The organism is Nonomuraea sp. NPDC050691, from assembly GCF_040654455.1.
Taxonomy (GTDB): Bacteria; Actinomycetota; Actinomycetes; order Streptosporangiales; family Streptosporangiaceae; genus Nonomuraea.
The window spans coordinates 37,267-51,085 of the sequence record NZ_JBFAIA010000007.1; the positions used below are offsets into that span (position 1 = coordinate 37,267).

15 protein-coding genes are annotated in these 13,819 nt (G+C 68.9%); 5 read left to right on the plus strand and 10 right to left on the minus strand.

Going from position 1 to position 13,819, the window contains the following annotated elements:
• Window positions 1–2: 2 nt before the first annotated feature.
• From AB0H81_RS04735 to pgeF, 4 genes are all read left to right on the plus strand, one after another.
• Complete coding sequence (locus AB0H81_RS04735) at window positions 3–1,271, plus strand: Zn-dependent hydrolase (RefSeq protein ID WP_358369254.1); 1,269 nt, start codon at window positions 3–5, stop codon at window positions 1,269–1,271.
• A 113-nt stretch (window positions 1,272–1,384) separates the two neighbouring features.
• Window positions 1,385–2,173 (plus strand): hypothetical protein, encoded by a 789-nt coding sequence (locus tag AB0H81_RS04740; protein WP_358369256.1) that lies wholly within the window; start codon window positions 1,385–1,387, stop codon window positions 2,171–2,173.
• 140 nt (window positions 2,174–2,313) lie between these two features.
• Entirely contained in the window at window positions 2,314–2,823 is a 510-nt protein-coding gene (locus AB0H81_RS04745) for a CYTH domain-containing protein (protein WP_358369258.1), read from the plus strand.
• Window positions 2,820–3,566 (plus strand): peptidoglycan editing factor PgeF, encoded by a 747-nt coding sequence (gene pgeF / locus AB0H81_RS04750; protein WP_358369261.1) that lies wholly within the window; start codon window positions 2,820–2,822, stop codon window positions 3,564–3,566. Before AB0H81_RS04745 ends, pgeF begins: the two co-directional genes overlap by 4 nt.
• Here the strand turns inward: pgeF and AB0H81_RS04755 are convergent.
• The 10 genes from AB0H81_RS04755 to AB0H81_RS04800 all read right to left on the minus strand — a co-directional run bounded on the left by AB0H81_RS04755 (window position 3,512) and on the right by AB0H81_RS04800 (window position 12,357).
• A complete protein-coding gene (locus AB0H81_RS04755; RefSeq protein ID WP_358369265.1) occupies window positions 3,512–4,735 on the minus strand; it encodes a MurT ligase domain-containing protein in 1,224 nt (407 codons plus the stop codon). The genes pgeF and AB0H81_RS04755 overlap by 55 nt on opposite strands.
• 79 nt (window positions 4,736–4,814) lie before the next feature.
• Window positions 4,815–5,699, minus strand: coding sequence for a nucleotidyltransferase domain-containing protein (locus AB0H81_RS04760; protein WP_358369267.1), 885 nt, complete (start codon window positions 5,697–5,699; stop codon window positions 4,815–4,817).
• A 21-nt stretch (window positions 5,700–5,720) separates the two neighbouring features.
• Window positions 5,721–6,509, minus strand: a complete 789-nt coding sequence (locus AB0H81_RS04765; RefSeq protein ID WP_358369270.1) for an ABC transporter permease — start codon at window positions 6,507–6,509, stop codon at window positions 5,721–5,723.
• Between the two features lie 47 nt (window positions 6,510–6,556).
• A complete protein-coding gene (locus AB0H81_RS04770; RefSeq protein WP_358369272.1) occupies window positions 6,557–7,333 on the minus strand; it encodes an ABC transporter permease in 777 nt (258 codons plus the stop codon).
• On the minus strand, window positions 7,330–8,346 hold the full coding sequence (locus AB0H81_RS04775; protein WP_358369275.1) for an ABC transporter ATP-binding protein: 1,017 nt from the start codon (window positions 8,344–8,346) through the stop codon (window positions 7,330–7,332). Before AB0H81_RS04775 ends, AB0H81_RS04770 begins: the two co-directional genes overlap by 4 nt.
• Before the next feature lie 4 nt (window positions 8,347–8,350).
• Entirely contained in the window at window positions 8,351–8,644 is a 294-nt protein-coding gene (locus tag AB0H81_RS04780; RefSeq protein ID WP_358369278.1) for a PqqD family protein, read from the minus strand.
• 32 nt (window positions 8,645–8,676) lie between these two features.
• Entirely contained in the window at window positions 8,677–9,471 is a 795-nt protein-coding gene (locus tag AB0H81_RS04785) for a BtpA/SgcQ family protein (protein WP_358369281.1), read from the minus strand.
• Window positions 9,452–10,621 (minus strand): M20/M25/M40 family metallo-hydrolase, encoded by a 1,170-nt coding sequence (locus AB0H81_RS04790; protein ID WP_358369284.1) that lies wholly within the window; start codon window positions 10,619–10,621, stop codon window positions 9,452–9,454. The genes AB0H81_RS04785 and AB0H81_RS04790 overlap by 20 nt, the downstream gene beginning before the upstream one ends.
• Complete coding sequence (gene tmk, locus AB0H81_RS04795) at window positions 10,605–11,279, minus strand: dTMP kinase (protein ID WP_358369286.1); 675 nt, start codon at window positions 11,277–11,279, stop codon at window positions 10,605–10,607. Before tmk ends, AB0H81_RS04790 begins: the two co-directional genes overlap by 17 nt.
• Window positions 11,272–12,357: a hypothetical protein gene (locus tag AB0H81_RS04800; protein WP_358369289.1), complete on the minus strand. Its 1,086-nt coding sequence runs from the start codon at window positions 12,355–12,357 to the stop codon at window positions 11,272–11,274. The genes tmk and AB0H81_RS04800 overlap by 8 nt, the downstream gene beginning before the upstream one ends.
• A 385-nt stretch (window positions 12,358–12,742) precedes the next feature.
• Between AB0H81_RS04800 and AB0H81_RS04805 the strand changes: the two genes are divergently transcribed.
• On the plus strand, window positions 12,743–13,783 hold the full coding sequence (locus AB0H81_RS04805; RefSeq protein ID WP_358369292.1) for a FomB family phosphonate monophosphate kinase: 1,041 nt from the start codon (window positions 12,743–12,745) through the stop codon (window positions 13,781–13,783).
• Window positions 13,784–13,819 lie beyond the last annotated feature (36 nt).

Below are 13,819 nucleotides of genomic sequence, written 5' to 3' on the forward strand. Positions count from 1 at the left end.
CCATGCCTGGGACAGCGGTGGCCGACTCCGCCCGCGTCGCCGAGTTGATCGAGCGCATCGCCACGATCTCCGACGACTCGCCCGGCGTCACCCGTCTGGCGTTCACCCCGGCGGAGCGCAAGGCCCATTCCTTGTTCGCCGGCCTCATGAGCGAGCTGGGGCTGCGCGTGTGGACCGATGCCGCGGGCAACACCATGGCGGAGGCCGCGGGCGCGGAGGAGTTGCCCGCGATCGGAACCGGATCGCACCTCGACAGTGTCCCCCGCGGCGGTCGCTTCGACGGCATCGCCGGCGTGGTCGCGGCCGTCGAGGTAGCGAGGATCTTCACCGAGAACCAGGTCCGGCACCGGCATCCGTTCCGCTTCGTCGCCTTCGCGGCAGAGGAGGGCGCCCGCTTCGGACAGGCCTGCCTCGGCAGCAGGCTGGCGGCCGGCCTGACCTCCCCCGCCGACCTGCGCAGGCTCAAGGACGCGCACGGCACCACGGTCGCCGAGGCGATGAAGATGGTCGGCCTGGACCCCGACCGGGTCGCCGAGGCACGCTGGGACCCGGCCGACTGGGCCGCCTTCGTCGAGCTGCACGTCGAGCAGGGCGGCATGCTGGAGGCCACCGGCCTGCCCATCGGCGTGGTCGACACGGTGTCGGGCTCGACTCGTATGCGCATCCACCTGAACGGCAGACCGTCCCACACGGGCGCCACCCCCATGGCCGGCCGCGCCGACGCCCTGACCACCGCGGCGCGGGTCGTGCTCGCCGTCGAGTCCATCGCCACCGACGCCCGCCACCACGGCACCCGGGCCACCGTGGGCGAGATGAGCGTCCGCCCCGGGTCCCTCACGACGATCCCGGGCGAGGTGGTGCTCACGGTCGACGTGCGGGACGTCGACGCGGTGCGGCAGCGGCACACGGCCGCGGAGATCGTCCGCTACGCCGAGACCGTGGGAGCCGAACGCGGGGTCCGCGTGGAGACGACGCTCATCGGGGACTCCTCACCGGTGGTGCTCCCGCTGTGGGTCGGGGACACGCTCGCCAAGGCGGCGGTCGACTGTTCGGCCGGGTTCCGAATGATGACCAGCGGCGCGAGCCACGACGCCCAGATGATCAACAAGGTCACCCCAACTGGAATGATCTTCGTGCCGAGCCGGGCGGGCGTCAGCCACGTACCGGAGGAGTGGACCGCGCCCGAGGATTTGGCCGTGGGCGTACAGGTGCTCGCGAGGAGCCTGCTCAGCCTGGACGCCCTGCTCTCCCCCGAGGAAAGGTCGAGATGAGCACAACCGCAGAGCCTTTGTGGGCGGTCGGCACCGACGGACCAGCCGAACCGCCACCGTCTCCGGCACCCGGCTTCGCGCGCCTGCCTGCCGGGACACCGCGACCGGACCCCGTGTGGCGTGACGCGGATGTCCTGGAGAACGCGCACCTGGCGGACCGGTACTGGTCGATGCGCCTGGCCGCGCCTGAGGTGGCCGGGTGCTGCCGTCCCGGCCAGTTCGTCATGGTGACCGTGGGCGGGCAGCCCGGCGGCGGCCTGGCGCTGCCTCGGCCCATGGCCGTCCACGCCACGGACCCCGCTGCGGGCACGATCGAGATCATCTATGGGCTGGTCGGCGCGGGCACCAGGCATCTCAGTACCCTGGCCGCCCCCGCGTCCGTCGGCACGCTCGGCCCGCTCGGCCGGCCGTTCGAGCCCCCAGGAGAGCCGGGACGTGCCCTACTGCTCAGCAGAGGCATCGGCGTCTGCTCCCTCAGCCTGCTCGGCCTTGAGTTGCTCGCGGCCGGCTGGCAGGTACTCGTGGTCGCCAGCGGCCGGACCCCCGACGCGGTCGTCGGCATCGATCGGTTCGTCGCGGCCGGCATCCCGGTGATCTCGGTGAGCGACGCCGGCGGTGACGCCGAACCGGCCGCCGTCGAACAGCGGGTGCTGACCGCGTGGCAGGGCGCCCCACCGGACTACGTCGCCGCCTGCGGCTCGCGGCGGCTGGAGGAGCTGGCCGCGACGTACGCGAGCGCGTCCGGGGCGGAGGTGCAGGTAGCGCTGGAGGCGCCGATGGCCTGTGGACTCGGGTACTGCCACGGTTGCTCCACGGGCACCCAGTCGTCGATGGAGGAGGCGCCGCTGGTTTGCCGCGACGGGCCCGTGTTCCGGTACGAGACCGGGCGGACGTTCCGATGAGGCTGCTGCTCGCCCCCGGAGGGCTGATCCTGCCGTCACCGGCCGGAATCACACGTTCGGCGCCCAGGTCGTGGGCACCTTGCTGAGAAGCCGGCCGACACGCGATCCCTTCGGCCTGCTGTGCACCGAATCGAGGTCAGATGAATCTTGAGATCGAGCGGAAGTTCAAGGTGGCCGACGACTGGCAGGTGCCGGACGACGCCAGAGGTGTCCAGGTACGACAGGCCTACCTCTCGCCGCCGGGCGCGGATGCCGAGTTCCGTATCCGCGCCAAGGGTGACAGGCGGCTCATGACCGTCAAAGCCTTCGAGGCCGCGGCGAACACCATGGTCCGCCGGGAAGTCGAGTTCGAGATCGAGGAGGAGCCCTTCGCGCAGTTGTGGACGCTGGCGCAAGGCGAGTGCCTGAGCAAGTACCGCTGGAGCGTCCCGATCGAGGGGTACGTCGCGAGCGTCGACGTCTATGACGGCGTACTGTCCGGTCTGCGGGTCGTGGAGGTCGAGTTCGACAGCGTCGAGGAGGCCAACCGCTTCATCCCGCCACCGTGGTTCGGCGAGGAGATCACCGGCCATCCCACCTGGGGCAACCGGCGCCTGGCGGCCGTGGCCCGCGCCCGCACGCAGGAAGCCGAGGCGACGGGCGCCTCATGAGAGCACTGCGCATCGGCGACATCCGGGTCGCGTTCACCGACAGACACAGCAAGGTGAGCCTGCCTCCGCATGAGGTCGCCCGGCTCGGTGCCGAGGCCCGTGCGGTGGCCGTCCGAGGGCGGGACGAGGTCGCCTCCGCCCTCGGTCTGCCGCCCGGCCGTGTGGTCTACCTGCGGCAGGTGCACGGCGCCGAGGTCGCGTACGTGCGCGAGCCCTTCGCCGACTCACCCCCGCCGGTGGACGGGGTATGCACCGATCAGGCGCGGCTGGCCCTCGCCATCCTGGTCGCCGACTGCGCTCCGGTCCTGCTGGCGGATCCTGTCGCCGGTGTCGTGGGCGCGGCCCACGCCGGTCGGGCCGGCACCACGGCCGGGGTGGTCGACGCACTGGTCGCCGCTCTGGTCGCCCGCGGCGGCGTGCCCTCGCGCATGACGTCCGTGATCGGGCCCGCCGCCTGCGCCCTCTGTTACGAGGTCTCCGCCGAGATACGCGAGGAGATGGCCGCGGTCATTCCGGAATCCTGGGCCACGACACGCTGGGGAACCCCGGGCCTGGATCTGCGCGGCGCCATCACCGCGCTGTTGCACCGCTCGGGTGTCCAGGACGTGCGGCATGAGGACCGCTGCACGATCGAGGCTCCGGAGCTCTACTCCTACCGCCGGGAAGGCCCCACGGGTGATTTCGCCGCCTACATCTGGCGTGAGGAGCCGAACTCCTTGATCAGTTCGAGGAAGGCCGTGTAGTTGGCCACGACGTCGAGCAGGCCGATCGGCGCCAGGGCGGAGGCTTCCTCGAGCGAAGAGACGATCTTGAACTCCACGTCCGCGACGTCCAGCCGCACCGCGAGGTCATAGCGGCGCTCCCCGCTCACGAAGACCGTTCTGCCCCTGAGCCTGCGGAAGTCCACGTCCCAGATCCACGAGGTGTCCCGGCCGTCGAGCTCCCGCGCGTTGAGCACGATCAGTACGCCCGCGGCCTCGTCGATCACCTGGAAGACCTCGTTCCAGCTCGCGGGGTTCTTGGCCAGCAGCAGCCGGGCCTGCCGCCCGAAGACGTCGATCACCCGGTAGCGCCCGGCGATGGAGCGGACTCCCGACAACCGCCGCGCCAGGTCCGCCGCCGGCTGCCCGAAGGAGGCCGCCGCGGCCAGGGCGATGGCGGCGTTGGCGACGTTGACCCTGCCGGGCAGGTGCAGCGGCAGCTCGTAGGTCTGGGCTGCGGGCAGGTACGTCGCCGAGCCTTCCCCCGCCGACCACTGCGGGCTGGGACGCGACAGCCCACATCCATGACACTGCCAGTGGCGGGCAGCGGACCGGCTCAGGCTCTCGCCGCACGACGGGCAGGACCACGAGTCGTGCCAGGCGTCACCCATCGAGACCCAGGTGACCCTGGGCGAGTCGTGCGCCGCCCAGTAGATGTTGGGGTCGTCGCAGTTCGCGATGACATGAGGGGCCAGGTCACCGGAGATCCTGCGCCATGCCTGCGCGACAAGGGCCGTCTCCGGATTGCGGTCGAGCTGGTCGCGGCTGAGATTCAGCAGCACGACCGCCGCCGGGCGCGTCTGCTCGCAGACGCTGCCCAGGTAACGCTCGTCCACTTCTAGCACCGCGAAGTCGAACCCGAGCTCCCTGATCATCGCGGTGACGAGCCCGGCGGGCATGTTCGCCCCGGTGTCGTTGCTGACCACCCGGCCTGACGCGCCCAGCATCTCGGCGATCAGCCGGGTCGTCGTGGTCTTCCCGTTGGTGCCGCTGACCACCACGACCTTCCGCCCGGCGGCCAGTGTGCGCAGCGCTCCGGGCGCGAGGGCGAGCACCACTCTCCCGGCTATCGCCCCGCTCCCCGGCTTCGCCGTACGGCGGTAGTACCAGGCCAGTGCCCGCCCGGCGTACACGGCGAGACGCAGTCTCACGGATCGCAAGCAGCCCCCCGAAGTGAAGAAGCAGTCGGTGAGCCGGTGGAGCGCTCCGGGCGCTCCACCGGCCGCGCTCTCAGCTCATTCGCTGCTCGACGGCGAGGATGAGCCGGGAGGCCAGGTCGGTGGTCTTGCGCACCCACTCGTCCGGGGCCTCGTAGCACCCGGCCATGCTCAGCGCCTTCCAGGCGTCCTCGACCGACACCTCTGCCGGGGCGTACTTCTGCATCCGGCGGTAGAGCCACTTCTGCTGCTGCGAGAAGTCGCCGTACGTGGCCAGCAGGGCCATGAGCGATTTGGTGAGGGTCTCGTAGCCGGCCAGGACCGCCGATTCGTGGTCACCGGCCTTCAGCATGCCGGTGGCGTCCTCGAGCCGGTTCTCGACGGCGTTCTTGACCTCCTCCGCCAGCCACAGACGGTAGTCGGACCCGAGGATCGCCTCCCTCTTCTCGCTCCACCAGCCTTCTCCGCACAGCGGCACCCCGATGGTGAGGCGGTAGAACAGCTCGCGCTCGGCGAAACCGAAGGGGCCGTTGTAGCCGCGGTAGTGACCGGAGCCGTCGCGCTCGAACCGCTTGAGCAACTCCTCGACCTGGGCTTCGTGCCAGATCTCGATGTCGGCCCGGAAGGCGCCGAGCTGACCGACCGCGATCCAGGCGACCGGGTCCTTCGTGGAGACCCGCTGCTCGATGAAGAGCAGCTCGCTCTTCTCGGTGTCGAAGGGCTCCTTGGTGACGACGAAGACGTCGATGTCGCTCGTCTCGTTGCCCCAGCCCTGGGTCACCGAGCCGCTGAGGAAGACACAGGTGGCGTCGGCGAGCTCCGGGTAGCTGCGGGCCAGTTCCGCGAAGTCCGGCAAGGGCTGCGAGGTACGCTCCGCCACCAGGGCATCCCGGCCCTGCGCGGTGGACTCGCTCCCGCCGCCGTGGCTCAGCTCCAGCGTGGGGTCTTCGAAGGTCATTTCAACTCCCGGGTAGGTGGGTCAGATGGCATCGAGGGAGGCGCCCTTGCGGCTCATCCACTCGAAGTACTTCAGCAGGGCCGCGGCCATGAGGGTGTAGAGCAGGCAGACCGCCAGCTCCTCGCCCACGTGGCCCAGGACGACGGCCAGGTCGGCGCCACTGGAGCAGGCGCGGACCGCCTGTGTGGCGTGAGTGAGCGGAAGCACGCTTCCGATCGCGCTCATCCAGGCCGGGAGCGTGTCACGCGAGACGATGGTCCCGGTCAGCAGAATGAGCATGGTGTAGGCGATGTTCGCCATGACCATGGTGTTCTTGGCCCGCAGGCCGACAGAGCCGATGACCATGCCGAACGCCGTGCCGGACAGACTCGCGGCCGTCAGGGCCAGGAGCAGTCCCGGCATGCCCGACATGGGCATGCGCAGCCCCACTGTCGCCGCCGCGCAGAGCAGGGTGAAGGTCATCACGAGCAGGGCGTTGCCGATGTACGGCAGCGCCCGGCCACCCCACATCACGACGCGGCTGCGCGGGCTCAGCAGCAGCGGGCCCAGCGTGCCGTACCTGCGCTCGTTGGCGATCGCCATCGTGCCGCCGGTCACGCAGGCACCGGTCGCGGCGAGCAGCACGTTGCCCAGAACGTAGAAGTTGTCGTCCGCGACCCCGATCTCGCGCCCGAGGTAGACGAAGAACAGCAACTGGAACACGGGGGCAGCCAGCAGCGAGCCGACGAAGAGGGACGGGCTCGTCCAGTTGAACAGCGCCCGATAGGCCAAGATGCCGCCGACTCCCGCAAGCCGTAAGGTGCGCAACACGATTTGCCGCCTTTCTGTGGATCTTGCGCCTTGCTGGGGGCCTGCTCTCAGGCGAGCGCGAGTGTCGCCTGCCGGCGGGCCAGCTGCTCGACCCGGCGCAGGGCCAGCAGGGCCAGCGTCAGGTAGACGGCGCCCAGGACGATCGCCCCGAGCATCGGCCAGAGCACAGGACCACCGTCGAGCGAGTTGTGCACGGCGGCCGCACCCCAGGTCGTCGGCAGCACCCAGGTCAGGGGCTGCATCCAGCCAGGCAGCGTTGCGATCGGCACCAACATCCCCGAGAGCAACCAGATGGGGTGGTCAAGGGTGTTGGCCAGCGCGTTCGCGTTGCGCATGAAGACGAAAGTGGAGGCCAGAAGCATGCCCATCATGCCCATGGAGAGCACGCACACGCCCGTCGCGGTGAGGAAGAGCACCGGCGACGGGAACGCCAGCGGCATTCCGAAGAAGACCGCGCCCCAGAAGACAGTGGCGATCATGGCGTACATCCCCACGATCGAGGTCGCCAGCGAGATCGAGAACAGGATCACCCAGAACGGCGCCGGGGTGGAGATCAGCGGTTCCAGCAGCCCGGCCCAGCGTTTGTTCTGGACGGCGCCGCCCGACCCGAAGAGCACGGAGGTCCACACGCCCATCAGGCCGGCGCCGACGCTCACCTGGAGCAGTTTGCCGGGCTGGTCGGCGCCATAGAGGTACATCGCGATGGTCGCGTAGACCACAGGCGTCAGCACGTTGAAGACGATGAGCAGCCGCGCCCTGGACATCGTCAGGAACTGGGCGCGGACGCCGCGGTGGACGACCCGCACCAGCCATCGCCACCTCATGCCCGGACCTGACCTGAACCGTTGCCGACGATGGCGACGTAGGCGTCCTCCAGGCTGGGCTCCCGGCCGGAGACACGGATGATGTGCAGGTCGCCGAGCACCCCCAGGACCGCCGAGTACAGGTCCCCGCCGGGCTTGGCCCGGACGGTGAGCACGGAGGTGCGGCCCTCGCCCTTCTCCGCGCCCGCCCACAGCACTCCAGGCAGCGCCCGCAGCGCGCTGACGTGGTCGTCGGTCGCCTCGGCCACCTCGACCTCGATCACGGTGTCGGCGGCGACCGACGCCTTGAGGGCTTCCGGGGTGTCCATCGTCTGGATGCGGCCGTCCGCTATCACCGCGATCCTGTCGCAGAGCTCGTCCGCCTCGGCCATGTAGTGCGTGGTCAGCAGGATCGTCACACCCTGCGCGCTCAGACCGGCCACCGTCACGCGCAGCGCGCGAGCGGCGACGGGGTCCACCCCGATGGAGGGCTCGTCGAGGAAGAGCACATCCGGCTTGTGCAGAAGCCCCCTGGCGATGTGCAGTCGCTGACGCATGCCGCGGGAGTAACCCTCGACCCGTTCCCGTTCGCGACCCGACAAACCCACCAGTTCGAGCAGCTCGTGGATCCTGGTGCGCTGCTCGGCCGGGTCCACGCCGTACAGCTCGGCGAAGTAGAGGAGATTGTCCAGCGCGGTGAGCCGGTCGTACAGACCCTTGTCGCCGCCGAAGACGTACCCGATCCGCCGGCGAACCTCCGTCGGGTCCTTGGTGACGTCATGGCCGAACACTCTGGCGGTGCCGCCGGTGGGAAGGAGCAGCGTGTTGAGTATTTTGATGGTCGTGGTCTTGCCCGCGCCGTTCGGCCCGAGCAGCCCGAACAGTTCCCCGCGCTCGACAGTGAAGCTCACACCCTTGAGCGCCTCGATGACGTTCGTCTTGGGCTTGAGCCAGCCCGATCGCGAGCGATAGGAGCGGACGAGGTCGTCGGCCTCGATCGCCGGCCCCCGGAAGTCGTGTTCGCCCATCGTCATTGCCTCAGGACGCGCCGGCGTCGCCCGCGGCCACCTGCAGCCGCAGGAAGCCCTTGTCCCGCATGTCCTGCAGGAAGCGCGTGGTCACGGAGACCGCACGGTCGCGGTCGATCTCGTAGCGGTCGACCAACGCCTGCACGATGTCGGCGCCGCTGTGACCGCCGTCGCAGAGCGCGACGATGAACCCGCCGACCTCGTTGGTTCGGTATCGGTCGATGTAGCGGAACAGGATCGTGTCGCCTTGCACGCGATATGCCCGCACCGTCTTCTCCCGGACCGGGAAATGCTCTAAGTTCATGCGCTTTCCTACCTTGGCTAGGGATGGAGAGATCAAGGATGCGGACGCCGCATCGAGTCGACGGTCTTCATCAGCACCTCGACCCGGCCCTCGTCGACCGGGTTGCCGGCGACGCCGTCGACCTTGAAGTGGCTGCCGACGATGAACCCGTCGGCGCGGTCGTACATCGTCTCCAGGTTGTCCAGCGTGACCCCGCTGCCGACCAGCAGTGGGAGCCCGGTGGCGCGTCGCGCCGTCACGAGATCGCCCTCACTCGTGCCCAGACCGGTGAGCTCGCCCGACACGATCACACCGTCCGCGAGGCCCGACAGGTCCCGGACCTCCGTCGCCAGATCCGGGTACGCGAACGGCTGCGAGTGCTTGACGCCCGCGTCGGCGAAGACGGCAACGTCGCAGCGAAGTGCTTCCCTGAGGCGGAGCGTCTCGTGGCTGTTCCCCGCGAGAACGCCCTGGGCGGAGAAGACGGCGCCGATGTGGACGTTCACCCGGATGAACGAGGCTCCGGTGCAGGCCGCCACCGCCAGAGCCGCCGACGCGTCGTTGCGCAGCACGGCGACACCAACCGGGACATCCGACATGCGGACGATCTCCCGTGTGACGCCGGCGATGGTGGCTGCCGTCTCCACCGGCACGGACTGCGGGTGGAAGGGGAGGTCGCGCGCGTTCTCCACGATCAGGGCGTCGACACCGTGGCGAAGGAAGATCTCCGCCTCGCGGACCGCCGTCTCGTAGATCTGCTCCAGCTCTCCGTCGTAGCCGGGCGAACCGGGCGTCGGCAGGAGATGTACGCAGGCGATGACGGCCTTGTCAGGAAGGGTTACCGGCATGGCGTGTTCCTCGATCGCTTGTCGGGACGAGAAGCCTGCGGAAGATCTCGGTCGCGGCGTCGAGTTCACCGGCGTCGATCATCTCCACCTGACCGTGCGAGTAGCGCGCGTCGCCTGGACCGAAGACCAGGCTGGAGTCACAGATCTCCGCCAGCACTCCCGCCTCGCTGCCGTAGGCGAAGCCCTCGGGCTCGCAGGCACCGGTCACGGCTTCCACCTGGGCGAAGAACTCCGACACCACGGGGTTGTCCACGACACACGCGTTGGCCGGGGAGATGAAGTTGAGCGCGTCCATGACGAGGTCCTGGCCGGGCAGTTGCGCGCGCAGCGCGGTCTCCACCTCGCGGGCGAACCTCTCCCCGCTGGTACCGGGCAGGAACCGGGCGTCGAACCACACCGTGACCTCCTCGGCCACCAGATTCATGCCGCCGCCGCTCTGGATCTTCGTCACTGTCATGGTGGGCACGCCGAGCACGGGATGCGCAGGGCCGTTCGCATACTCCTGGTTGAGCCGGTGTACGGCATCGACCAGCCGCGCCACCGCGTCGATCGCGGTGTCCCCTTTGGGGTAGGCGGCATGACCGGCGGCCCCCCGGACCTTCAGCGACCCGCGGATGATGCCCTTCTGGCTGGTGACGGGCACCAGGCTGGTGGGCTCCCCGGTGATGGCCAGGGTGGGGCGCATGTGGTGCGAGACGAGCTGGCGGGCACCCATGAGAAGGCACTCCTCGTCGACGGTCGCCACCACGTACGCCTCCCTCCGCGACGGCGACCGCGCCGCCAGCAGGAAGGCGGTGACCATCGCGGCCAGCGGGCCCTTGGCGTCCGCGCTGCCCCGGCCGTACAGCGCGGCGTCCTCGCGTACGAGCTCGTAGCCGGAGCGCGGCCCGCCCGCCGGATAGGTGTCCATGTGCCCGGTCATGAGGATCACCGCGTCGTCGGCGTCACCGCTGCGCGGCGCATGCGCGATGACGTTGCATCGCCCGTCCTTGACCTCCTGCAGCTCGACCTCGGCCCCGCCTGATCGGAGGTGACCGGCGATGAAGGCGGCCACGTTCTGCTCGTCGTCGCCCGGCAGCGCGCCCGGCAGAAGCGGGTTCACACTCGGGATGGCGACCATCTCGGCCAGCAGGTCAGTCGCGTCGAGCATGACTCTCTGATCCCTGGTACGAGGCGGGAAGGTGCGCGAGCATCGACTTGGTGACCTCGTCGGGGCCCAAGGAGCCGTCGATCTGGATCAACTGGTCGCCGAGCTTCTCGTATGTGCTGGTGATCGACTCGATCTTCGCCACCGACTTCTCCTCGTGCTTCAGCCGGTCACCGTCGCGAGCCCGGAGCCGGCGCACCAGTTCCTCCGTCGGCACCCGCAGGCTGAAGGCGTAGTCGGGACGCGGGACACCGCTGTTGATCGTCACCAGGAAGTCGAAGTCCACGCCACGATGGACGAAGACGCCGAAGGTGGCGTACACGTAGCGGTCGCAGAGGACGACCGCGCCCCTGGCGAGCGCCGGGTCCACCACCTCCATGACGTGCCTGCGCCGGTCGGCGGCCGAGAGCAGCGCGAGCACGTGCGCCGTCTCCTCCGAGCCGCCCTGGTCGTGAAAGACCTGCACCTCGGCCAGTTCCCGATACCAGTCGGACGGCTGCCGGGTCTCGACGACCTCGCGCCCCTGGGCGCGGAAGATCTCGGCGAGCCGCTCGATCTGGGTCGTCTTGCCGGAGCCGTCGAATCCGACGACGGAGATGAGCAGGCCCGGATCGGTTCTGGCCGGCCTGAAGAGGCGATCGAGCGCTCCGGGGTCAACCATGCCCATTGTTCTCGCTTTCGCAGTCGCTCTGGAACTCGCCGAAGACGGCGAGCCCCTCTTCCGAGAAGATCTCCTTGGCGCGCGGGGCGATCAGGGCGAGGTCGGTGGCGTGCCGTTTGGAGACGGCGGCCGCGAAGTCGCGCAGATCGGCGCCCTCCGCCTCGGTCACCAGCCCCTGCTGGAGCAGCGCGCGGTAGATCTGCAGTTCCATGTGCTCGGTGTAGAGGCCGTGGAAGGCGTCGTACACGATCCGCGGATCATCCTGAGCGATGAAGTCGGCCAGCGGCGTCTCGGGATCGACGGCGAAGAAATCGCCGCGTCGCAGCGTCGCCTCACTGAAGACCACGTGCCCGCCCTGATGCGTGAACTGCTCGACGAAATAGGCGGCCGTCGTGCTCTGCGGCACGTTAAGGAAGATCATGCCGTGCATGCCCAGGGCGGCGAAGGGCTCGGCGTCGGGATGCCGGAAGAGCAGCACGCCCATCAGGCTCTCCGACAACCAGCCGTGGAACTCGGGACGCACGGCGGCGATGAGGTCCAGCGCCCTGGACAGGTCCGGAAGGCAGCCACCGGGATCATCCACGAGCGTCAACCGCTCCGCGGCCTCCACGTGGTTGGCCAGGAATCCGGCGAGCATCGGATCCAGGTGATCCACGACCTCGATCCCGGTCGAGCCCACCGTCCGACTCGGGGCAAGGGGGCACACCTGTGTCCCACCGGCGCCCGAGCGCACCGTGAAGCTTCGCGCGTCACGGTCGAAACGCATGCTCACCCGCGCCTGGGGAAATCCGGTCCGGCAGGAGCCCAGTCCGGGAAGGCTCACCACGCCGGTGGCGTCGGTCATCGCGACGATCTCCGCCGGTTTCTCCGCGGCTCTGCCGAAGAGCAGTTGCTCCAGTGTCATGTCCTCGAATCCCGGCCGGACGAGCTGGGAGAAGAGTCGGGGCTCGAGGTAGTCGCCGGGTGCGCCGGCGGGACAGTCGGGGGCCGCCTCCGTCGCCAGGATCCGCATCGCCTCGGCCAGCTCGGCTCGCCCGGCGATTCGCCTCTCGCCCAGGAGCACTTCAAGGGCCGCCATTTTCGCTCACTCCTTCGCCGCTCTTGCACGTTCGTGATCGTGGCGGCCATTCCCATGGCCGCCACGATCACGAACGCACTACTTGCCGCCGTTCTGGCAGCCCTTCTTGACGGCACCAGTCGACAGCTGGCGAATGACGTCGGCAGAGATCTTCATCTGTTTCCCTCCAATCCATTCTCAGGTTGTGCATAAGATTAGACGGAGGACCGTTCAACGGGTCAAGAAGATGAATAGGCGACCGTTTTTCCTTCCACTCCGCACCGGCTCGGCCGCAGGAAATTCCATCCATCCGGAAGGCGCGCGGCCCCTGCTTCCATCTGATGCGCGCCGGACCATTCGCGTCGATAATCATGGGCGTTCGCCGCTTCGCCGGCAGGGGGATGGGATGGGTACTGAGGATGATGTCACCGCCGACCTGGGCGGACGGTACACGATAAGGTCGTCGGCGGTGATCGACCTCAATCTGCTCCGCGTCCGACTGTCCAGCAACCTGGCGGACTTCCCGGCGTTCGGCTACTTCAACAGGCGTCTGCCCCCCGAGTCCGCGGCCGGCCACGAGGTGGACTACGAGGTCGTCTGCGTCGATCTGGACGAGGACCCCATCGAGCCGGACCTCCTGCGCCCCCTGGGTGACCGAGGTTTTCGCGCCGACCGGTTCCGAGACGGCTTCTACATCACACACCACTTCGGCCCGCCCGCCGAACTGGTCACGCGCGGCAACCGCATTCACGTCTTCGGCCGGCGACTCGACCGGATCGTCTGGGCCTATCTCGTCAAGCACCTGCTGACGATCTTCGCCGTGGACAACGGTCTCCTGCACCTGAAGGGCGCCGCCTTCCTGCAGCCGGGCGTGGGCGCCACGCTGTTGTTCGGGCGGGCCAAGGCCGGCAAGACGGTCTTCCTCGGGCAGGCCTGCGCCAGTGGCGCACGCTATATCGGCAACACGCACCTGCTGATCCGGGATCGACAGGTGCACGGAGTGCCGACCGCCATGAGGGTGCGCGCGGGCGGCGGCTTCGACGACATCATCGCCTCCGGCCGGCAGGACCGGCATCTCGACCGGTCCGAATACAGGCTGGATCCCGATCTGGTCTTCGGCCGCCCGTCGGTGAGAGAGGCGCGGATCCGCAACATGTGCGTCGTCGACTTCAACCCGTCCAAGGAATTCTCGGTCGAGGAGATCGACGAGGAAACCTTCACGGTGTTTCTCGAACATTTCGCCCTGGCCGTTGGCACGTACGGTCTGAAGTACGACCTGCTCCACCACTTGAACAATGACTTCCGCCGTTACAGCGCGGCATGCTCGGACATGCGGAACAAACTGCGGCGGCTCGCCCGGACGAGCCGGCTTTTCTCCGTCAACGCGGACATGCTCGACAACGCCTGCCGGGAAAAGACTCTCGCGATGCTGGCCGCACCGAGGTGAATGTCCCGGGCCTCGCGGCTCAGGACATTCGCCTCG